The sequence below is a fragment of the Rhodococcus huquni genome (assembly GCF_055231055.1).
On record NZ_JBUYWE010000003.1, the window covers coordinates 381,553 to 400,523 of the forward strand.

General features: G+C 65.4%; 18 protein-coding genes. 6 read left to right on the forward strand and 12 right to left on the reverse strand.

Features of this window, described 5'->3' with window-relative positions; translation table 11 throughout:
* The first annotated feature begins 10 nt into the window (after nt 1-10).
* On the forward strand, nt 11-3,235 hold the full coding sequence (locus ACZI8R_RS08295; RefSeq protein ID WP_463379097.1) for a DEAD/DEAH box helicase: 3,225 nt from the start codon (nt 11-13) through the stop codon (nt 3,233-3,235).
* Between the two features lie 53 nt (nt 3,236-3,288).
* On the opposite strand, the gene ACZI8R_RS08300 is transcribed toward ACZI8R_RS08295, so the two are convergent.
* The 6 genes from ACZI8R_RS08300 to ACZI8R_RS08325 all read right to left on the reverse strand — a co-directional run bounded on the left by ACZI8R_RS08300 (nt 3,289) and on the right by ACZI8R_RS08325 (nt 8,981).
* Nucleotides 3,289-3,729 (reverse strand): hypothetical protein, encoded by a 441-nt coding sequence (locus ACZI8R_RS08300; RefSeq protein ID WP_463379098.1) that lies wholly within the window; start codon nt 3,727-3,729, stop codon nt 3,289-3,291.
* Nucleotides 3,730-3,829: 100 nt separating this feature from the next.
* Nucleotides 3,830-4,519 (reverse strand): winged helix-turn-helix domain-containing protein, encoded by a 690-nt coding sequence (locus ACZI8R_RS08305; protein WP_463379099.1) that lies wholly within the window; start codon nt 4,517-4,519, stop codon nt 3,830-3,832.
* On the reverse strand, nt 4,516-5,718 hold the full coding sequence (locus ACZI8R_RS08310) for a sensor histidine kinase (RefSeq protein ID WP_463379100.1): 1,203 nt from the start codon (nt 5,716-5,718) through the stop codon (nt 4,516-4,518). The genes ACZI8R_RS08305 and ACZI8R_RS08310 overlap by 4 nt, the downstream gene beginning before the upstream one ends.
* A 150-nt stretch (nt 5,719-5,868) precedes the next feature.
* On the reverse strand, nt 5,869-6,624 hold the full coding sequence (locus tag ACZI8R_RS08315; protein ID WP_463379101.1) for a phosphoglyceromutase: 756 nt from the start codon (nt 6,622-6,624) through the stop codon (nt 5,869-5,871).
* Nucleotides 6,625-6,681: 57 nt separating this feature from the next.
* Nucleotides 6,682-8,268, reverse strand: a complete 1,587-nt coding sequence (locus ACZI8R_RS08320; protein WP_463379102.1) for a 4-coumarate--CoA ligase family protein — start codon at nt 8,266-8,268, stop codon at nt 6,682-6,684.
* Nucleotides 8,269-8,369: 101 nt separating this feature from the next.
* On the reverse strand, nt 8,370-8,981 hold the full coding sequence (locus tag ACZI8R_RS08325) for a TetR/AcrR family transcriptional regulator (protein WP_463379103.1): 612 nt from the start codon (nt 8,979-8,981) through the stop codon (nt 8,370-8,372).
* Nucleotides 8,982-9,104: 123 nt separating this feature from the next.
* Between ACZI8R_RS08325 and ACZI8R_RS08330 the strand changes: the two genes are divergently transcribed.
* A complete protein-coding gene (locus ACZI8R_RS08330; protein ID WP_463379104.1) occupies nt 9,105-9,728 on the forward strand; it encodes an NADPH-dependent F420 reductase in 624 nt (207 codons plus the stop codon).
* Between the two features lie 41 nt (nt 9,729-9,769).
* On the opposite strand, the gene ACZI8R_RS08335 is transcribed toward ACZI8R_RS08330, so the two are convergent.
* From ACZI8R_RS08335 to ACZI8R_RS08345, 3 genes are read right to left on the reverse strand one after another with little or no spacing between them, the layout of a single operon-like run.
* Nucleotides 9,770-10,264 carry a type III secretion system chaperone family protein gene (locus ACZI8R_RS08335; RefSeq protein WP_463379105.1) on the reverse strand — a complete coding sequence of 165 codons (495 nt, stop codon included), beginning with the start codon at nt 10,262-10,264 and terminating at the stop codon, nt 9,770-9,772.
* A complete protein-coding gene (gene mshA, locus ACZI8R_RS08340) occupies nt 10,261-11,592 on the reverse strand; it encodes a D-inositol-3-phosphate glycosyltransferase (RefSeq protein ID WP_463379106.1) in 1,332 nt (443 codons plus the stop codon). Before mshA ends, ACZI8R_RS08335 begins: the two co-directional genes overlap by 4 nt.
* 42 nt (nt 11,593-11,634) lie before the next feature.
* Nucleotides 11,635-12,462, reverse strand: coding sequence for an alpha/beta fold hydrolase (locus tag ACZI8R_RS08345; RefSeq protein WP_463379107.1), 828 nt, complete (start codon nt 12,460-12,462; stop codon nt 11,635-11,637).
* 67 nt (nt 12,463-12,529) lie between these two features.
* Here ACZI8R_RS08345 and ACZI8R_RS08350 point away from each other — a divergent pair, with 67 nt between their 5' ends.
* Nucleotides 12,530-13,303: a PIG-L family deacetylase gene (locus ACZI8R_RS08350; RefSeq protein WP_463379108.1), complete on the forward strand. Its 774-nt coding sequence runs from the start codon at nt 12,530-12,532 to the stop codon at nt 13,301-13,303.
* On the opposite strand, the gene ACZI8R_RS08355 is transcribed toward ACZI8R_RS08350, so the two are convergent.
* A complete protein-coding gene (locus ACZI8R_RS08355; protein ID WP_463379109.1) occupies nt 13,292-13,876 on the reverse strand; it encodes a hypothetical protein in 585 nt (194 codons plus the stop codon). The genes ACZI8R_RS08350 and ACZI8R_RS08355 overlap by 12 nt on opposite strands.
* 60 nt (nt 13,877-13,936) lie before the next feature.
* Between ACZI8R_RS08355 and ACZI8R_RS08360 the strand changes: the two genes are divergently transcribed.
* Complete coding sequence (locus tag ACZI8R_RS08360) at nt 13,937-14,338, forward strand: PaaI family thioesterase (RefSeq protein ID WP_463379110.1); 402 nt, start codon at nt 13,937-13,939, stop codon at nt 14,336-14,338.
* On the opposite strand, the gene ACZI8R_RS08365 is transcribed toward ACZI8R_RS08360, so the two are convergent.
* Complete coding sequence (locus ACZI8R_RS08365; protein WP_463379111.1) at nt 14,335-15,600, reverse strand: ROK family protein; 1,266 nt, start codon at nt 15,598-15,600, stop codon at nt 14,335-14,337. The two genes, ACZI8R_RS08360 and ACZI8R_RS08365, sit on opposite strands and share 4 nt — an antisense overlap.
* 395 nt (nt 15,601-15,995) lie before the next feature.
* On the opposite strand from ACZI8R_RS08365, the gene ACZI8R_RS08370 reads away from it, so the two are divergent.
* Entirely contained in the window at nt 15,996-16,943 is a 948-nt protein-coding gene (locus tag ACZI8R_RS08370; protein WP_463379112.1) for a TauD/TfdA dioxygenase family protein, read from the forward strand.
* 56 nt (nt 16,944-16,999) lie between these two features.
* Nucleotides 17,000-17,749, forward strand: coding sequence for an SDR family NAD(P)-dependent oxidoreductase (locus ACZI8R_RS08375; RefSeq protein WP_463379113.1), 750 nt, complete (start codon nt 17,000-17,002; stop codon nt 17,747-17,749).
* A gap of 12 nt (nt 17,750-17,761) precedes the next feature.
* On the opposite strand, the gene ACZI8R_RS08380 is transcribed toward ACZI8R_RS08375, so the two are convergent.
* On the reverse strand, nt 17,762-18,943 hold the full coding sequence (locus ACZI8R_RS08380) for a L,D-transpeptidase (protein ID WP_463379114.1): 1,182 nt from the start codon (nt 18,941-18,943) through the stop codon (nt 17,762-17,764).
* Nucleotides 18,944-18,971 lie beyond the last annotated feature (28 nt).

The following is an 18,971-nucleotide window of genomic DNA, read 5'->3' on the forward strand; positions in this document are numbered from 1 at the left end:
CCCTCGCCGTATGCTCTCGCCCGCCGACCGCGAACAGACCGTCGCTTCCTTGATCCGCACGGTCGGCCGGGTCACATACGACCGGGGCGTGCGGTACGCGTCCGGCGGATCGGTGCTCGAGCTGGATTGGTTCCCGGAAGAACAGAAGGCAATCGGCCTCGTCGATGGCACCGACCTCTACCGCACCCAGGTGATGTTCACGCCGCGCGGCGAAGGTCTCGAGTTCGTACGTGGGCAGTGCACATGCCCGGTCCGCATGAACTGCAAGCACACGGTGGCGCTGACGCTGGCCCTCCTGGACCGCCCGGAACCCGAATCGACGCCCGGCGGCTTCTCCTGGGAGGACCTGCTCGAGGCTGCGCTCGTCAGCGATCGACGTCCCGGCGGCAACGTTCCGCTTGCAGTGCAACTGTCGCTCCTGCGGGGCCCCCGTTCGGGCCATTGGCGGCTGGGCGCACGCATCGTGCGCCATGGTAAGAGCGGTTGGGTCAACGCCAACATGAACTGGTCCAGCCTCGGTCAGATGTCCGACATCTCGAGTAGGCATCGAGAGCTGCTGCGTGAGCTGTACGCGTTGTATCAGGCGAGCAGGCGCGCTTTCGTGTACGGCGCCGAGAAGGACATCGACCTCTCCACCATCGACAGCACGCGACTGTGGACCTTGCTGGAGGAGGCTGCCGAGGCCGGCGTCGAACTAGTCTACCCGGGCAAGGTCGCCGCGGCCATTCCACACCCAGGCACGGCCGAGCTGCACGTGGATATCGATCGCACGGACAATGGCCTCGACGTCGTGCCCGTCGTTTGCAGCGACGACTCCGAGGTACCGGTGACCGTTCTCGGCTTCATCGGCTCGAACGCTCATGGCGTGATGTACGTGCGCCATGAAGACGATCCCGCGGACACGGCGACGCAGACACCGTTCCGGATCGCCCGGTTGTCCGGAACCGTGTCGGACATGATGCGAGAACTGGTGATCGACAACACCTCGATCGCGGTACCGGCCGACGACGCCGACCGCTTCACTGCCGCCTACTATCCGCGCCTGCAACGAGCAGCGACGGTCCGATCGGTCGACGGCTCGTTCTCCCCGCCGACCATCACCGGTCCGGATCTGCTGCTCGACGTCGCATTCCGGTCCGGTCACCGGGCCGAGGTTCACTGGCAGATGCGCTACCGGGTCGGGGACGTGAAGCACGAGATCGAACTCGCGCCGAGCGCAGACGAACCGTTCCGCGACGTGGACCGCGAACGAGCGCTGATTGCCGGATTGGACGCGCCTCTCGAGCAGTACGGGCTGCGAGCGATCGACGGCACGCTGCCGGTGCGAACGTCACTCGACGGTCTGGACACCGCGAAGTTGGCCACCGAACTACTGCCGCTGCTGCGTGGCCGCGACGACGTCGAGGTTCGTGTCGTCGGCTCACCCGCCGAATACCGTGACGCCGGTGACACTCTGAAGATCGGGGTGGGCACCGACGACACCGAGAACGGCGACTGGTTCGACCTGTCGGTCACCGTTCACGTCGAGGACCGTCCGGTGCCGTTCAAGAATTTGTTCGCCGCACTCAGCGCCGGCGATTCTCACCTGCTGCTCGACGACGGGGCGTACCTGTCGTTGGACAAGCCGGAGCTGCGGAAGCTCGAAGAACTGATCACCGAAGCCCGCGGATTGCACGACCGAGACTCGGGACGGTTGCGGCTGAGCCGCTTTCAGGTCTCGTTATGGGAGGAATTGGCCGCACTCGGGGTTGTCGAACGACAGGCCGTGCGCTGGCGGGAACAGGTGCAGGGCCTGCTCGACATGGGATCGGTGCCGCAGCTCGATGCACCGGTAACCCTTCAGGCCACCCTGCGCCCCTACCAGTTGGACGGGTACCGCTGGCTGACCTTCCTGTGGTCGCACGGGCTCGGCGGCATCCTCGCCGACGACATGGGGCTCGGCAAGACGGTGCAGTCCCTGGCGATGATCTGCCATGCGCGAGCCGAACGCCCGTCCGACCCGCCGGTGCTGATCGTGGCGCCGACGTCGGTGGTGGCGAACTGGGCTTCGGAAGCGGCCCGTTTCTCTCCGCACCTGAAAGTGGTTGCGATGACGAAGACATCGGCGAAATCCGGCGCACCGCTGCCGGAGTCGATCGAGGGTGCGGACGTGGTGGTCACCTCGTACACGCTCGCCCGGATCGAGGACGACGAGTACATGGCGCTGCCGTGGTCGATGCTGCTGCTCGACGAGGCACAGTTCGTCAAGAATCACCGGTCGAAGGCGTACCAGTCCATGCGACGGATCGAGGCGCAGACGAAGATCGCGATCACCGGCACCCCGATGGAGAACAATCTGATGGAGTTGTGGTCGATGCTGTCGATCACCGCGCCCGGACTGTTCCCGAACCCCACCAAGTTCCACGACTTCTACCGCAAGCCGATCGAGAACGGTGGCGACAGTGCGCTTCTCGGACAACTACGTCGACGGATCCGGCCGTTGATGTTGCGGCGCACCAAAGAACAGGTAGCAACGGACCTTCCGGAAAAGCAGGAGCAGGTGCTCGAGGTGGAGTTGGCGCCGCGTCACCGGAAGCTCTACGACACCCATCTGCAGCGTGAGCGGCAGAAGATCCTCGGCCTGGTCGAGGACGTGGACGCCAACCGATTCACCATCTTGCAATCCCTGACTCTGTTGCGGCGGTTGAGTCTGGATGCGTCGTTGATCGACGAGACTCACACGGCGATTCCTTCGGCCAAGATCGATGCACTCCTGGAGCAGCTGGAGGACGTCATCGAGGGTGGACACCGGGCGCTGGTGTTCAGTCAGTTCACCGGCTTCCTGGACCGAGTGCGTAAGCGCCTGGATGCCGAGGGCGTCGGATACACCTACCTCGACGGCAGCACCCGTAACCGGGCGAAGGTGTTGGGCGAGTTCAAGACCGGGGATGCTCCGGTGTTCCTGATCAGCCTCAAGGCCGGCGGTTTCGGACTGAACCTGACCGAAGCCGACTACTGCTTCCTCCTCGACCCCTGGTGGAACCCCGCCTCCGAGGCGCAGGCTGTGGACCGCACCCACCGCATCGGACAAACCCGAAACGTCATGGTCTACCGCCTGATCGCGAAGGACACCATCGAAGAGAAAGTGATGGCGTTGCAGACCCGCAAATCGGAACTCTTCGCCTCCGTCGTCGATGAAGGCGGCGCATTCAACGCCACCCTGTCCGCCGACGATATTCGGGAACTCTTCGAGTGACCCCGTGAGTGGTTAACGAGTCCAGAGACTCCTCGACCACGCACGGGGATGACTTATCCGAGCCTTTTCACCCAGTCACTCGTGGCATCGTTGTACTCGAACACCGCATCGTTCACCAGGTCCTGGTGAATCTGGGCCTGCGCCGCGTCTTCGTGCCGAACCGTCCAGTCGTCATCGACAACGCACCCGGCCGACTCGGCATCACGGACTCGGGCCAGGACTGATTCGCGCCACCACATGAGACCGTTGCCGGCGTCGATCATGGAGTTCGACGCGTCCTGGCCCGTCGAGGACCACTTGCGGCCCGCTTCCTGCACCTCACTGTTGTGGCGATCTGCAGCGTCAGCGCCATCCCAACGAACGCTGGCGTCGCCGATTGCCGACAACATGGCATCGACCTGGTCGGCGAAGTCCTTGTCCGCCTTCTGCATCGCGAGACCCAACTCCACCAACTGGAACGGATCGGATTTCAGAAGTTCCCGTTTCGACGGCATCAGTGCGTCTTGTCCATGGCATCGAGACTACGGAAGCACTTCCCTGTGAGCGGCCAACGAGTCCAGAGACTCGCTAACCGCTCACAGGGGGCGCAGCCCCCTATGATTCGAGTTTGTAGCCCAACCCGCGCACGGTGACGAGATGTTCCGGCTTGGCCGGGTCGGATTCGATTTTCGAGCGCAACCGCTTGACGTGGACGTCGAGGGTCTTGGTGTCTCCGACGTAGTCGGCGCCCCAGACCCGGTCGATCAACTGGCCGCGGGTGAGCACGCGTCCGGAGTTGCGCAGAAGGTATTCGAGCAGGTCGAATTCCTTGAGCGGCAGGGTGACCGATTCGCCGCCCACCTGTACGACGTGGCGTTCCACATCCATGCGCACCGGGCCCGCTTCGAGGACTCCGTCGACCCCGATGCCGTCGAGGTCTGCGTCCACACCGCGGCGCAGGACTGCGCGAATGCGGGCGATCAGCTCACGCGCCGAGTACGGCTTGGTGACGTAGTCGTCTGCACCGAGTTCGAGTCCGACGACCTTGTCGATCTCGCTGTCGCGCGCGGTCACCATGATCACGGGCACGCCGGATCGGCTGCGCAGCTGCTTGCACACGTCCGTTCCACTCATGCCGGGCAGCATGAGGTCGAGCAGGACGATGTCCGCGCCGGAACGGTCGAACTCGGCAAGTGCGGACGGCCCGTCGCCGACCACGGTTGCCTCGAAGCCTTCCTTGCGCAGTAGAAACGCCAGCGGGTCGGCCAACGATTCTTCGTCCTCCACGATCAGCACACTTGTCATCGCTTGGCCTCCATGCCAGTTTCTCGCTTCCCGATGGTGCCGACACCGTAACCGTCGGTGTCTGCCTTCTCGACGTGTGCGGGAATCCGCAGCGTGAACGTCGAACCCGTTCCGGGTTTACTCCACAGATCGATCGATCCGTTGTGGTTTGCCGCGACGTGTTTGGTGATCGCGAGACCGAGGCCGGTGCCTCCGGTTGCCCGTGATCGTGCCTTGTCGACGCGGAAGAATCTTTCGAACACCCGCTCCTGGTCCGCCTTGGCGATGCCTTCACCGCGGTCGGTCACGGCGATCGCGACGTCACCCTCGCGGATCGATCGACTGATCGAGACCGGCGACCCCTTGGGCGAGTAAGCAATGGCGTTCTGGATCAGGTTGGACAGCGCGGTGGTGAGGAGCGTGCGGTCGCCGAGCACCTCGTACCCGCTGGGGTTGTCGGTGGTGACCGTGATGTCGGCTGCCTCCGCAGTGACGCGGCACCGCAGCAGTGCCTCCGAGACGACGTCGTCGACCTGCACGATGTCGAGGTCGGGCAATTTCTCCGCGCCCTGCAACCTCGACAGCGCGATCAGTTCGGTGACCATCCGGCCCAGTCGAACCGACTCGCTCTGGAGGCGCTCACCGAAGTGTTTGACCGATTCCGGATCGTCCGCGGATTCCATCAACGCTTCCGCGAGCAATCCCATCGCGCCGACGGGCGTCTTCAGTTCGTGGCTCACGTTGGCGACGAAGTCGCGGCGGGTAGCTTCCATCCGCACCTGCTCGGAATCGTCGTCCGCGAAGAGCACCACGAAATTGCGGTCTTCTTTACTGAGCAGACGCGCGGTGACGCGGACGGCGATGTTGTCGCGGCCGCGCTGCCGTGTCTTGCTGGTGAGGTCCAACTCCTCGGGATGTCCGGTTTCCAGCACCCGCTGAGTGGCCGCCCACGCACGATCCTCGATCAACCGACTGCGTACCAGCCCCAACTGCTCGGCGCGGGGATTGGCAAGCACCACGTCGTGATGCTGGTCGACGACCGCGATGCCACTCTCCGAAGCGAGAATGATCAGGTCGAGAACCTGCGACATCGTGAGCCCGGTCTGATCCTGGCGGCGCTGTTCGTTTCGGGTGGCGATCCGTGGGACCAGCACCCCGCCGACCAAGAAGCCGGCGAAGCCGACCATGGCGGCGATCAGGACTGCCTGAACAACACTCACGCCTGAATCGTACGTAGAAGAAACACAGCGGCTAAGCAGGGTTGGCGTATTTCCGTGTAGGTCACACCCGCACAGCGCACTGTTGGACGTCCGTTCACCTGCTGTTTGCCGGGGCCGCCCGCTCGAGGCGAGACGGGCGGCCCGGGCAACCTACTTTCCGCCCTGATTCGCGACCGCGGCCGCACCTGCGGCGGCCGCCTCGGGATCGAGGTAGGTGCCGCCCGGGTTCAACGGCTTCAGATTCTCGTCGAGGTCGTAGCGCAGCGGGATGCCGGTGGGGATGTTGAGTCCGGCGATCTCCTCGTCGGAGATTCCGTCGAGGTGCTTGACCAGCGCGCGCAACGAGTTGCCGTGGGCGGCGACCAGCACGGTCTTGCCGGCCAGCAGTTCCTTCGAGATGGTCTCTTCCCAGTACGGAATGAGACGCTTCACGACGTCGAGGAGGCACTCGGTGAGCGGAACCTCGTCGAGGTCGGCGTACCGCGGATCGGCGTCCTGGCTGTAGGTACTGCCGGTCTCGATGGGCGGCGGCGGGGTGTCGTAGCTACGGCGCCACAACATGAACTGATCGTCGCCGTATTCTTCCTTTGTCTGCGCCTTGTTCTTGCCCTGCAGAGCGCCGTAGTGACGCTCGTTGAGGCGCCAGTCGCGGATGACCGGAATCCAGTGTCGATCCGCGGCGTCGAGCGCGATGTTCGCGGTGCTGATCGCGCGTCGCAGCAGCGAGGTGTACAGGACATCGGGCAGCAGATCGTGTTCGACGAGCAGTTCGCCGGCACGCTTGCCCTCGGCGACGCCCTTGTCGGTGAGGTGGACGTCCACCCAGCCGGTGAACAGGTTCAGCGCATTCCATTCGCTCTCGCCGTGACGGAGCAGCACAAGGGTTCCGGTACTCATGCCGTTCATATTGGCACGACTACCGGAACCCTTGGGAACCGACTGGAGGGACAACCGCCTACGAACTCAGACCTTGTCGCCCGTGCGCAGATCCTTACGGAGAATCTTGCCCGCCGCGGACTTCGGCACCGTGTCGATGAACTGCACCTTGCGAACCTTCTTGTGCGGTGACACCCGCTCGGCGACGTAGTCCATGATCTGCTGCTCGTCGAGATCCGCGCCCTCTTGGCGCACGACGAATGCCTTGGGCACTTCCTCGCCCTCGTCGTCGAGCACACCGATGACGGCGGCGTCGGCGATCCGAGGATGGGTCAGCAGAAGCGCCTCGAGCTCGGCCGGCGGCACCTGGTAGCCCTTGTACTTGATGAGTTCCTTGAGGCGGTCGACGATCGTGACCACACCGTCGGCGTCCACGACGGCGATATCACCGGTGCGCAGGTAGCCGTCCGGGTTGAGGGTTTCCGCGGTGGCCTGCTCGTTGCCGAGGTAACCGACCATCACGTTCGGCCCCTTGCACCACAGCTCGCCCGGCTCGCTCACACCGTCGGCCGGAATCTCGATCTCTTGCTCGGTGGCCGGGTCCACCAGCTTGCATTCCATGTTCGCGATGGTGTGCCCGACCGAATCGAGAGCAATGTCGTCGCGATCGAACGGAATGGCGTGGCTGACGGGGCTCATCTCGCTCATGCCGTAGCCCTGCAGCACACGACAGTTCAGGCGACGAGCGACGGCGTTGCCCAGCTCCGCGTCGAGCGGCGCCGCACCGGAGAAGATGGTGTGAATGCTCGACATGTCGTACTGGTCGACGAGGGGGTGCTTGGCGAGCGCCACTGCCACCGGCGGCGCGATGAACACGTACGTGCACTTCTTCTCGGCCACGTTGCCGAGGAACTGGACGAGGTCGAACTTCGGCATCGTCACCAGCGTTGCGCGATTGGACAGTGCCGCGTTGAGCAGCACCGTCATCCCGTAGATGTGGAAGAACGGCAACACGGCGAGCAGGTTGTCGTCCGAGGTGATGCCCATGCGCGGGTTGATCTGGCACACGTTGGCGACCAGATTCCGGTGCGTGAGCATGACGCCCTTGGGGCGGCCCGTGGTGCCCGACGAATACGGCAGCACCGCCAGGTGCGTCGTGGGGTCGATCGAAACGTCGGGAGCGGGAGCGCCCTGTGCGATCAGATCCTTCAGCGACGCGTGACCCTCTGCACCGTCGAGAACGACCACGTTCTCGTCCGCGATACCGACCTTTGCGGCAGCAGCCTTCGCCTGCTCCAGGAGCGGCGACACGGTGAAGAGGAACTTGGCCTTCGAGTCGGTGAGCTGCTTCGCGATGTCTTCTGCGGTGTAGAGCGCATTGATCGTGGTGGCCGTGGCCCCCGCTCGCAGGATTCCGTGGAACACGGAGCCGAAGGCGGGCGAGTTCGGTGCGTGCAGTGCCACCACGTCACCGATCTCGATGCCACGCGCGGCGAGTGCACCCGCTACGCCGTCGATCTGCGCGAGCAGATCGCGGTAGCTGGTCTCCGCTCCGGAGCCGCCGTCCACGAACGCAAGCTTGTCGAGATCGGAGTCCTCGACCTTTCCGAACAGGAACTCGTAGACGCTGAGGTTGGGGATCTCGACATCCGGGTAGGGACTCTTGAAGCTCACGGGGCTTCTCCTAGGTGGCGCGGCGACAACGGTTGTGTACTTGTATGTAACAGCACGTAACATACATCAGCCTGTGACTGTCAACACAAGATGCCGAAACTCTACCGGGCGCTCACTCTCATCGGTCGCCGGTCATCGAGGGCGGCTGGGATGGCGTTGCCGACGAGGACCGCGGCGATGGCGGCGGCGACGGGGAAGGCATCGGCATCGAGTACTCGAGTGCGGGCCGCGGCGCCGTCGAGCAGCAGCGCGAGTTGCTCGCCGAGCTGCTCGGGGTCGGCAGCGCCGGCCTCACGGGCAGTGTCGGCGAGCCGCGCGGCGACGGCTTTCTTGTAGTCACGCGCGTACTGGGATGCAGGGTGCAGGGGGTCGTGAAGTTCGACGGCGGCCGCGATATAGGGGCACAGAGGATTATCGGAGGGGACGTCGAAGACGGCGAGCAGCCGCTCACTGGGCGTGAGGTCGGTGCGGTCGAAGACGCCCGACAGAATCGACGGATCGAACCGACGCAGGTACTCGGCGACGAGTTCGTCCTTACCCGCGAAGTGCTGATAGGCCGTGCGCTTCGACACCTCGGCCACCGCGCAGAGCTGGTCCATACCCGTTCGGCTGATGCCCTGCTCGCGGAACAGCTCCCGAGACGCGCCGAGGATGCGCTCGCGGGCGCCCCGGCCGCGACGGCTGCCCTTGGGGCCCTTCTCCAACTCCGTCATGGGGTCGATCGTACCCGTTCGGGTAACAATCGGTGTACATAGCTTGCACCCTGGTCGGCCACTCACTACCGTAAGTACACCGGACGGTTTACCTACTACGTGAAACCAGGACAGGACAATGTCATGAGCAACATCAGCATCATCGGCACCGGGAACATGGCCCGCACCATCGGCGCGCGGGCGGTCGCGGGCGGCAACACCGTCGAAGTCATGGGCCGTGACAAGACCAAAGCCGCCGACCTGGCGGAGTCTCTCGGCGTCGGCGCCACGACGGGAGATTGGGGCTCCGCCCCGGCCGGCGACATCGTCATCGTGGCGCTGCTGGCCGACGGTGTCGTGCCGGTCGTCAACCAGTTCGGAGACGCTCTCGCGAACAAGGTGATCGTCGACATCAGCAACCCCTTCAATTCCACGTTCGACGGGCTCACCCATCGAGAGGAAACCTCGATCGCGCAGGAAGTTGCCAAGGCGGCCCCGTCCGGCGCCGGCGTGGTGAAGGCGTTCAACACCGTTTTCCGTCAGGTTTTGGAGAAGGGGCGGCCGGACGTGTTCGTCGCAGGCGATGATGCGCGGGCCAAGGCAAGCGTGGGGGCGTTCATCGAGAGCCTGGGGCTGCGCCCGCTCGATGTCGGCGGCCTGAAAATGGCGCACTGGCTGGAAGGAGCGGGCGTGGTCACGGTAGGCCTCGCCAATCACGGAGTAGGGAACTTGGACTTCGCCCTCGGCGTCACCGAACTGCCCGGCTGAGCAGGCATTGGCGCCACCCTGCTCCAGCGTGGTGCGAGCCTTCAGTCCTCGATCATGTGCTCGAACGGCTTCAGGTTCGCGAGGGACTCTCCCCGCGAAACCCGCCACTCCCATTCACGCTTGATCGAGCTGGCGAATCCGAGCTCGAGCAGGGTGTTGAAGTCGCCGTCGGCGGCCTCGAGGATCTGGCCGAGCACCCGATCGAGCTCGTCCCCCGTCACGGAAGGCTCCGACATCCGGCCCACCAGGTAGATGTCGCCGACCTTGTCGATCGTGTACGCCACCCCGTACAGCCGACGGTTGCGCCGCAGCAGGTACTTGTAGACGCCCTCGAAGTTCTCGTCGGCCTTACGGCAGACGAACGCTTCGATGCGCACACCGTGATTGCCCACTGTCAGCAGCGTGGTGGTCTTCAGCTTGTTCTCGCCGGGAAGCTCCACGACGAAGTGGGTCGAGTCCTTTCGAGTGAACTCGAGTTCCCGCTCGGTCAGTGCCGCCTCGATAGTGGCTGCGACGTCACCGGTTACCTCACTCATGCGCGCACTCCTGTCGACCTGCGCAGCTTCCAGCGACCGCGACCGCGACGCTGACCGAATTCGGTGCTCGGCAGGTTTCCGTTGTTGTAGTTGATCGTGGCCTTGCGATAGCTCTCGAGCAGACCGTCCGCAGTGTGCTCCCACGAGAAGTTCGCGGCGTGCAACGGCGCCTGCTGCGCCATTTCCGCCAACCGCGCCGGGCTCTCCACGAGCGACCCGAGCGCCGACGACCAATCGTCGGTGCGATGGCCGTCCACCAGCAGCCCGGTACTTCCGCCGCGCACCGCCACTCCGAGCCCGCCCACGTTTGCCGCGATCACCGGTGTGCCGCAGGCCTGGGCCTCGACGGCCACCAGACCGAACGATTCCGAATAGCTCGGCACGGCAACGAGGTCGGAGGCTCGGTACACGTCCGCCAGCTGCTCGGGCGCCTGCGGCGGCAGGAACGTCACCCGCGAGGAGATACCGAGGCTCGCCGCGAGGTCGATCAGGACGTCCGGCCGGGCGAGTCCGGTTCCGGACGGACCGCCGACGACGAGGATGCGCAACGGCAGTTCGGGCCTACGACTCACGAGGTCTGCTGCGGCACGCAACAGCACGTCCGGCGCCTTCAGCGGCTGGATACGCCCGACGAAGGTCACGACGGTCTCTTTCGGGTCCAGCCCGAGTTTCGCCCGGGCCGCTGCGCGGTCGCCCGGGCGGTAACGGGACAGGTCGGCGCCGGGTGCGACCACATCCACCTTGTCGGGATCCGCGCCGTAGAGCTGAACGAGATGCTCGGCCTCGTCGACGGTGTTGGCCACCAGCCGGTCCGCCTCGGACACCACCTGTTGTTCGCCGATCTGCCGCGCGGCAGGCTCCGGGGTGTCACCTTCGGCGAGAGACAGATTTTTCACCGCGGCCAACGTGTGTGCGGTGTGGACGAGTGGCACACCCCAACGGTCGCGTGCGAGCCACCCCACCTGCCCGGACAGCCAGTAGTGCGAGTGCACGAGGTCGTAGTAGCCCGGCTCGTGGCGCGCTTCCTCGCGCAACACGCCCGCGACGAACGCACACAACTGAGTCGGCAGATCGTGTTTGTCGAGACCTTCGAACGGGCCCGCAACGACGTTGCGCACCAGCACGCCGGGCGCCGCCTGCTGAACGGGGGCGTCGGACGACGAGGTGGCACGGGTGAAGATCTCGACCTCTACGCCGCGCCGGGCCATCTGAATGGCGGTCTGCAGAACGTAGACGTTCATGCCGCCTGCGTCCCCCATACCCGGCTGCGCCAGGGGCGACGTGTGGACCGAGAAGACGGCCACCCTGCGGGGGCGGGAGTTGTGCATGGGTGTCACCACTCCATACTGCCCCTTCGTTTCGAGTGGTCTCTAACCGAGGCCGTCGACGAACCCCCGGAGGTCCCCGACGAACCGGTCCGGATCCGCCACGAACGGCCCGTGATCGGTGCCTTCCCAGAACGACGTCTGCGCCTTCGGGATCAGATCGGCCACGTGCCGTCCGGCCGAGACATCGACGACGGTGTCGTCCTCGCCGTGCAGCACGAGCGCCGGGATGTCGAGGGATCGCAGCAGGTCGTCGTGGCTGACGGTGCGGTCGAAGAGCGCGGCCCGTACCCGCGGCGGGGTGGACAGACTGGCCCCGAACAGCGCCTGTGACTGAGCGCCCTTGCCGTCGACCGGCCCGGTGAGCGCGTTTCCGAACGCGCCGAGGGCCTTGATCGCGGTTTTCGGGTCCTCCGACATGGCATCCGGAATCGCGGCACGCATCGCCGGTCCGACCTTGCCGCCTTTCTCCCCGCGTCCGATGCTGGTGATCGCACCGACGAGGACGATGCCGTCGACCGCACTCGTGCCGTGTTCGGCCAGGTAGTCGGCGATGACGAGTCCCCCGTACGACCATCCGAGCAGTACCGCACCACTGTCGATGCCCTCGTTGGCCAGCACGGCCTGCACGTCACCCGCCCAGTTCTGCGAACTGTCGTACCCGCTCTCCGGAGCCCCGGAATGGCCGTGCCCCCGCAGATCCACGGCGATCACCCGGTAGTGCTCGGACAGGTCGGCCAGCACCTTCTCGCCCCAGCACTTCGACGACTGCGCCCAGCCATGCAGTAGGACGAGCGGCCGCGAGGTCGCGTCGCCGGAGGCCGAGTAGACGATGGACGTTCCGTCGACGCCGACGGTTTCACGAATAGCCATGGCGTCACGATAGGCGTGCGGTGGGACGGCCCGTCCGGATGTCGCCCCGGCGTGCCAGTATTGCGGGATGAGTGTGCTGGTGTGCTTCCACGCCCATCCCGACGACGAAGTGTTCACGACGGGCGGGGTGATGCGGCAAGCCGCAGACGCCGGCCACCGCGTCGTGGTGGTCACGGCCACCGACGGTGCGCTCGGCGAGGTGCCGGATGGTCTGTTGGCGGACGGCGAAACCTTGGCGGCGCGTCGGAAACGGGAACTCGAAGCGTCGACTTCTGCCCTCGGTGCCCATCGCGTCGTGCAGTTGCACTACGCGGATTCCGGTATGGCGGGAGCTGCCGAGAACCGCAATCCGGATGCCTTCTGCAACGCCGACGTGGACGAGGCCGCCCGACTCCTGGCGGACGTGCTGATCGAGGAATCGGCCGACGTCATCACGATCTACGACCCCAACGGCGGGTACGGGCATCCGGATCACGTTCAGGTCCATCACGTCGGCGTCCGCGCTGCCGAGTTGGCAGGCATCGATCACGTCTACGAGGCCGCGGTCAGTCGCGATCACATCAAACGACTACTTGTTTTGAACCCCGAGTGGTCGCCCGATGCCACTCCGCCGGATCTGGACAGTTTCGGACTTCCCGATTCACAGATCACCACGGTGGTCGACGTCCGTGGCTCGATGTCCGCGAAACGCGAGGCCATGCACGCGCACGCCACTCAGATCGGCGACTTCGGGCCTTTCCTGCAGATGCCGGAAGAGCAGTTGCAGGCAATGTTCGGGCAGGAGTGGTTCCGGCGACGTGGCGGCCGGGAGGGCCTGTCCGAGACGGCGCTACCGCTCTGAGCCGGTAGTCGCTTTCGCCGTTCGCGTCGATGCCACACCCGCGGCGAGTCCGACTACTCCGGATGTCAGGAGTACCAAGCCGGCGCCTGCTCCGGTAATGGTGACGGGCGGGACCGATGTGAGCAGCCCGAGCACCAAGGCCACCGCCGCCACCCCGACCAGCACGACTCCGACGATCTTCAGCGGTTCGGCTCCGAACACCCCGGCAAGCGGCACGAAGTGCACACCGACCACAGCGCACACCCACACCGATATCCAGGCGCCGGCGCCCGACGCACCGAGAACCAGGGCGCCTACCGCGATCAGTCCGAATTCGACCCCGACGATCGTCCAGTACTTGCGGCGCACGGCGGGGTCTTCCATCGGCGCACTGCCTGCGGGGCTACGAACTGCCATCACAATGGCGCAGACGGCCACGATCAGCGAAGCCAAGGCCCCGATCTGCATCAGCCACTCCACGGCGGTCGATACCGGTTCTGCCATCCCCCAGCCGAACCACGCCATGCCGAAGAATCCCGCGACTGCACATCCGATGGCGTCCCCACGCCCCATACCCGACCCCTGTTTCGTCATGGGCCCAACCTAGTTCGCTATCCGAACGTATGCAGGCAACTCGCCGCCTAACATTCGGGGATGGACCTCGACGCAATCCTCGCGACCATGCCCTTCGCCGTTCACGTGGGAGTCGAACTCGACTCGGCAACACCCGACGAAGTGATTGGCCACCTCGACTGGGATCGACATCGAACCACGCTGGGAAACGCTATGCACGGAGGTGCGGTGATGACCTTGGCCGACAGCGTCGGCGCGGTGTGCGCGTTCCTCAATCTTCCCGAAGGCGCGTCGACATCGACCGTCAGCTCCAGCACCGTGTTCACTCGCGGCCTGCGCGAGGGCACACTGACAGCCCGCGCCACACCCCTGCACGCCGGACGCAGAACGGTCGCTGTCACCACAGAACTTCGCGACGATGCAGGCAAGCTCGTCGCGCAGGTCACCCAGACGCAGGCCGTCCTGCAACCTACGACCGTCTAGACGGTGGCCCGTCGCATCGCACCTGCCGGGTCCGAGTACAGCGAGCTGAGGGACACCACGGTCGAGGCGTACTCCTGAACCCGATTACCGAATCCGGTGATGCGAATGTCCTTGCGCTCCAAGGAGGACGTATTGGCGAAAGCCTCGGCCACGTGCGGAACACCTGCCGGGTATTCGGTGAAGGCCTGTCCACCCAGGATCACGCGGTCGGGGTTGAACAGGTCTCGCAGCATGGCGACGGTTCGTCCGAGCACTCGACCACGTTCGACGAGAAGCTCGTGCGCCCGTGTGGAACCGGCGGCCGCCGCCTTGTACAGCGCCGACATGGCCGGACGCTCGTCGGCATCGGTGATGATTCCGGCCTCGACGGCGGCGTCGATCATCGCGCGATCACTGACGGTCGCTTCCAAGCAACCGGTCGAACCGCAGGAGCACACCACGGAAGAGCCGGTCGGTAGATGCGCGATGGAGCCGGGCCCGTTGGATGGTGTGTGTACGCGCCCGTCGATGGTGATGGCGATTCCCGCGGTCTCGCGGGCGTACACGTACAGGCTGGTTGCGTTGTCGGGCCCGGAATCCGGCCTATCCGGACTGAGCAGCAGTTCCGATGCCGCCATCGCTTCGACGTGGGCAGCAACCGACACCGGCAGCCCGAGGCCTGCGCCGATGATGTGACCGACCCGCGCCTCCGTCCACCCGAGACGGGGATGGTCCACCACGCCGCCCTGCGGGTCGACGCGGCCACCGATGGCAACCCCCACCCAGAGCGGTCGGCGCCGGTGCCACCGAGAGGAGAATGCACGAGCGCTGCGAGCGATGGTCGCGAGCGCCTCCGACGACTCGTCTCGGGGTGTGGGCACCTCGACTGCCCCGAGCACCTTGCCACGCAGGTCACTGGCGATGATGCTGGTCACGACCGCGCCGATATGGATTCCGACGGTCAGGTACGGCTCGTGATCGATCTCGAAGGGCACCCGCGGACGTCCGATGGCGCCGGACGCAGTGAGGTCTCCGCGTTCACGCAGCAGCCCGAGGTCGAGCAGTGCCGACACCTGACGGTTGACGGTCGCGATACTCAGACCGGTCGCTTTTGCCGCCACGTCGCGGGAGATGGGCCCACGTGACCGCGCCACTCGCAAGACCCCGGCTGCGGGGCCTTCCGCGATTCGGAGTTCGGGGGCGACGATGTTGACGCGGGGGCGCACCCCGACGCTGGGACGCCGAACGGACCGGTCGGCGGTAGAGAGGGTCGTTACAGACACGGGCTGAAGTCCTTGCAGGTAGACGGCACGAACGGTGCCGTTGCATGAGAGAAGGAATCGCGCCTACGTCACCTGATCGGGGTCTGCGGAGTGCAGAAAATACGCCGGATCGGGCGTTACGTGGCAGCGTGTACTAGCTACAAATGCTGCGACAGGAACAACACAGTTCCCGCGCCAACGGCAGTCGCGAACCCAACGCGGCGGTCACATACGTGACCCGCGGAGCGGACGACCGACCTGAGGACATGGATTCAAAATAGCAGCTTCGCGCGCAGTCACCAATCGCAGGCGCAGCGCGTGCTTGCGATCACGCTGACGAAAATCCTTCTGTTCGAACCATTTCGGATGGTCTGGTGGATGCAATCCGCACACCGCCTTCTGCCGAAAGGTCCATCATGTCCATCGATTTCGCACCAGAGGTAGCAGCTTCACCCACAGGGTCCGTCGTGAAGCTCGGCGCGCACATCGGAGCTCGCATCGACGGCGTCCGGCTCGGCGGCGACCTCGATCCCGCGACGGTCGTGTTGATTCGTCAGGCACTCCTCGAGCACAAGGTCGTCTTCTTCCGCGGGCAGGATCACCTCACGGACGACGCTCAGTACGAGTTCGCCCAGCTCCTCGGATCCCCGACGACCGCGCATCCCACGGTGAAGTCGCACGGTGAGCGGATCCTCCCGATCGACTCCGACCTGGGCAAGGCCAACAGCTGGCACACCGACGTCACGTTCGTCGACCGCATTCCCAAGGCGTCGATCCTGCGTGCCATCGAACTCCCCGCCTACGGCGGCAGCACCACCTGGGCGTCCGGCGTCGCGGCGTACGCCAAGCTCCCCGAGCCGCTCAAGGCCCTCGCCGAGAACCTGTGGGCCACCCACACCAACCAGTACGACTACGCGGCCACCAGTGCCGAGCGACTCACCAACGAACAGACCGCGGCGTACCGGGAGGAGTTCCGGTCGACGCACTTCGAGACCGAGCACCCCGTCGTCCGCGTCCACCCCGAGACCGGTGAGCGAACCTTGCTTCTCGGCCACTTCGTGAAGAGCTTCGTCGGCCTGAGCACGAGCCAGTCGCAGGCGCTGTTCAAAGTTCTGCAGGATCACGCCATCTCCCTCGAATTCACCACCAGGTGGAACTGGGAGCAGGGCGACGTCGCGATCTGGGACAACCGGGCCACCCAGCACTACGCGATCGCGGACTACGACGACCAGTACCGGCGCCTCAACCGCATCACGCTGGCCGGCGACGTGCCCGTCAACATTCGCGGAGAGCGGTCTCGTTCGGTTGCCGGCGATGCCACCGAGTACTCCGTGATCGACGACGCCGCGCCCGTGAGCGCCTGACGAGTCCCTGGACTCGCTAACCACTCACAGGCGCGGAGCGCCTTTAGGATTGGCACATGACCAGCTCACAGGAAACCCGCACTGCCGTCGTCACCGGTGCCAGCTCCGGCATCGGTGAGGCCACCGCTCGCACCCTCGCCGCCCAGGGCTATCACGTGATCCTGGGCGCGCGCAGGGTCGATCGCCTGCAGAAGATCGCCGAGGAGATCGGCGGGACCGCACTCGAACTCGACGTGACCGACGAGGATTCGGTCGAGGCTTTCACCTCGGTTCTGCCTCGCGTCGACCTGCTGGTGAACAACGCGGGCGGTGCGAAAGGGCTGGCGACGGTACTCGAGGCCGATCTCGACGACTGGCGGTGGATGTGGGAGACCAACGTGCTCGGCACCCTCCGGGTCACGAAGGCGCTGCTACCCAAGCTCATCGAGTCCGGCGATGGACTCGTCGTCACGATCACCTCGATTGCCGCGTTCTCGGCGTACGACAACGGTTCCGGCTACACGACCGCCAAGCATGCGCAGGCGGTGCTGCACCGGACGTTGCGCGGCGAACTGCTTGGCAAGCCCGTGCGGCTCACCGAGATCGCGCCCGGCGCCGTGGAGACGGAGTTCTCGCTCGTCCGGTTCGAGGGCGACCAGGAGCGTGCCGACAAGGTGTACGAGGGGATCACTCCCCTGGTCGCCGACGACATCGCCGAGATCATCGGGTTCGTCGCATCACGGCCGCCGCACGTCAACCTCGATCAGATCATCGTCAAGCCGCGAGATCAGGCCGAGGCCGGCCGCTTCCACCGCACTGCGAAATAGGCGCACGACGAACTACGCGAGCGCGGACATCGACTGCCAGGTGGGCAGGTCGATGGCCCAGTCGTAGATGTCGCCGTCCGCCGCGGAGAGGTCGATCGACGTCCCCGTCACCTCGACGGGGTCGCCGTACATGGCGATGCCGAAGTATTGCTGCGCGTCCTCGAGAGACAGGTTGATGCATCCGTTGGTGACGTTGGATGCGCCCTGCACACCGAGCGTCGCCGGGTTCGCGTGGATGAATTCGCCGTTGTTGGAGATCCGGACCGCGAAGCGCTCGCGGACGTTCTCGTAGAACGGGGGGTTCGACATGAGGAAGTCCTCGAACTTCTCCGTCACCATGTGGATGCCGCTGCGCGTGACGTTGCGCGGTTCGTTGCCCTCGCCGTAGCTCACCGGGATGTCCATGACGGTCTCACCGTCGCGCACCACCTGCATGCGGTGGCTGGGCGCGTCGGCCTTCACGATCTGACTGCGGCCGATGTTGAAGTTCACGCTCAGGTCACCCCCGCCGTACACGCCCTCACCGAGGTCGAGCCCGTAGAGCTTGGCGTCGAGGTTGACGTTGGTCCCCGGCGCCCAGTAGTTGGCGGGTCGCCAGTGGGCGCGAGATCCGTTGTCGTCGGGCAGCCAGGCCCACGAGCCCGGCGTCGGCGGATTGGTGGTGACCACCATCGCCTTCTCTGCCGCCGCCTTGTCCTCGACGGTCCCGTCGAACTTCACGATGATCGGGGCCGCGATGCCCACTTCCTGACCGTCTCCGATGTTGAGATTCGCGGAGCGCGTCTCCTGTGGCTGAAGAGTGGTGAAGTCGCCTTCGACGGCAACCGGCTTGCCGTCCGTGCCGGTCGCGGTGCCGTGCCAGGTGTAGGTGGCGCCGTAGCCGAGTGGCTCGCCGACCGTGAAGGTCGTGCGATCCGGCGACAGCTCGGCCTTCACCGGGGTACCCGCTGCGTTGGTCAGCGAGATATCGGTGAACGTGCCCTGGGCCGTGGTGGCCGTGATCGGCGCGATGGGGCTGACGTCCTGCGTGCCAGTAGCCGGGTTGGTCGTGACCGACGCCACGGGCTCGTCCGGGGGCGACGACGACAGGCCCGACTCACCCGAACAACCGACAATCATCATGACGACCGCGACAAGTGCAGTGATCAGCACGATCACACGTGATCGACGGTTCCGTTCAGCCAGCTCATACACAGTCAACACGTTACCTGTGCTGACGACC

Excerpts from the sequence above, each read along its gene's own strand:
- ACZI8R_RS08330 (WP_463379104.1), top strand. The coding sequence starts at position 9,105 with ATGAGCAACATCAGCATCATCGGCACCGGGAACATGGCCCGCACCATC.
- ACZI8R_RS08305 (WP_463379099.1), bottom strand. The coding sequence starts at position 4,519 with ATGACAAGTGTGCTGATCGTGGAGGACGAAGAATCGTTGGCCGACCCG.
- ACZI8R_RS08350 (WP_463379108.1), top strand. The coding sequence starts at position 12,530 with ATGAGTGTGCTGGTGTGCTTCCACGCCCATCCCGACGACGAAGTGTTC.
- ACZI8R_RS08355 (WP_463379109.1), bottom strand. The coding sequence starts at position 13,876 with ATGACGAAACAGGGGTCGGGTATGGGGCGTGGGGACGCCATCGGATGT.
- mshA (WP_463379106.1), bottom strand. The coding sequence starts at position 11,592 with ATGCACAACTCCCGCCCCCGCAGGGTGGCCGTCTTCTCGGTCCACACG.
- ACZI8R_RS08315 (WP_463379101.1), bottom strand. The coding sequence starts at position 6,624 with ATGAACGGCATGAGTACCGGAACCCTTGTGCTGCTCCGTCACGGCGAG.
- ACZI8R_RS08295 (WP_463379097.1), top strand. The coding sequence starts at position 11 with ATGCTCTCGCCCGCCGACCGCGAACAGACCGTCGCTTCCTTGATCCGC.
- ACZI8R_RS08300 (WP_463379098.1), bottom strand. The coding sequence starts at position 3,729 with ATGCCGTCGAAACGGGAACTTCTGAAATCCGATCCGTTCCAGTTGGTG.
- ACZI8R_RS08335 (WP_463379105.1), bottom strand. The coding sequence starts at position 10,264 with ATGAGTGAGGTAACCGGTGACGTCGCAGCCACTATCGAGGCGGCACTG.
- ACZI8R_RS08345 (WP_463379107.1), bottom strand. The coding sequence starts at position 12,462 with ATGGCTATTCGTGAAACCGTCGGCGTCGACGGAACGTCCATCGTCTAC.
- ACZI8R_RS08375 (WP_463379113.1), top strand. The coding sequence starts at position 17,000 with ATGACCAGCTCACAGGAAACCCGCACTGCCGTCGTCACCGGTGCCAGC.
- ACZI8R_RS08360 (WP_463379110.1), top strand. The coding sequence starts at position 13,937 with ATGGACCTCGACGCAATCCTCGCGACCATGCCCTTCGCCGTTCACGTG.
- ACZI8R_RS08325 (WP_463379103.1), bottom strand. The coding sequence starts at position 8,981 with ATGACGGAGTTGGAGAAGGGCCCCAAGGGCAGCCGTCGCGGCCGGGGC.
- ACZI8R_RS08370 (WP_463379112.1), top strand. The coding sequence starts at position 15,996 with ATGTCCATCGATTTCGCACCAGAGGTAGCAGCTTCACCCACAGGGTCC.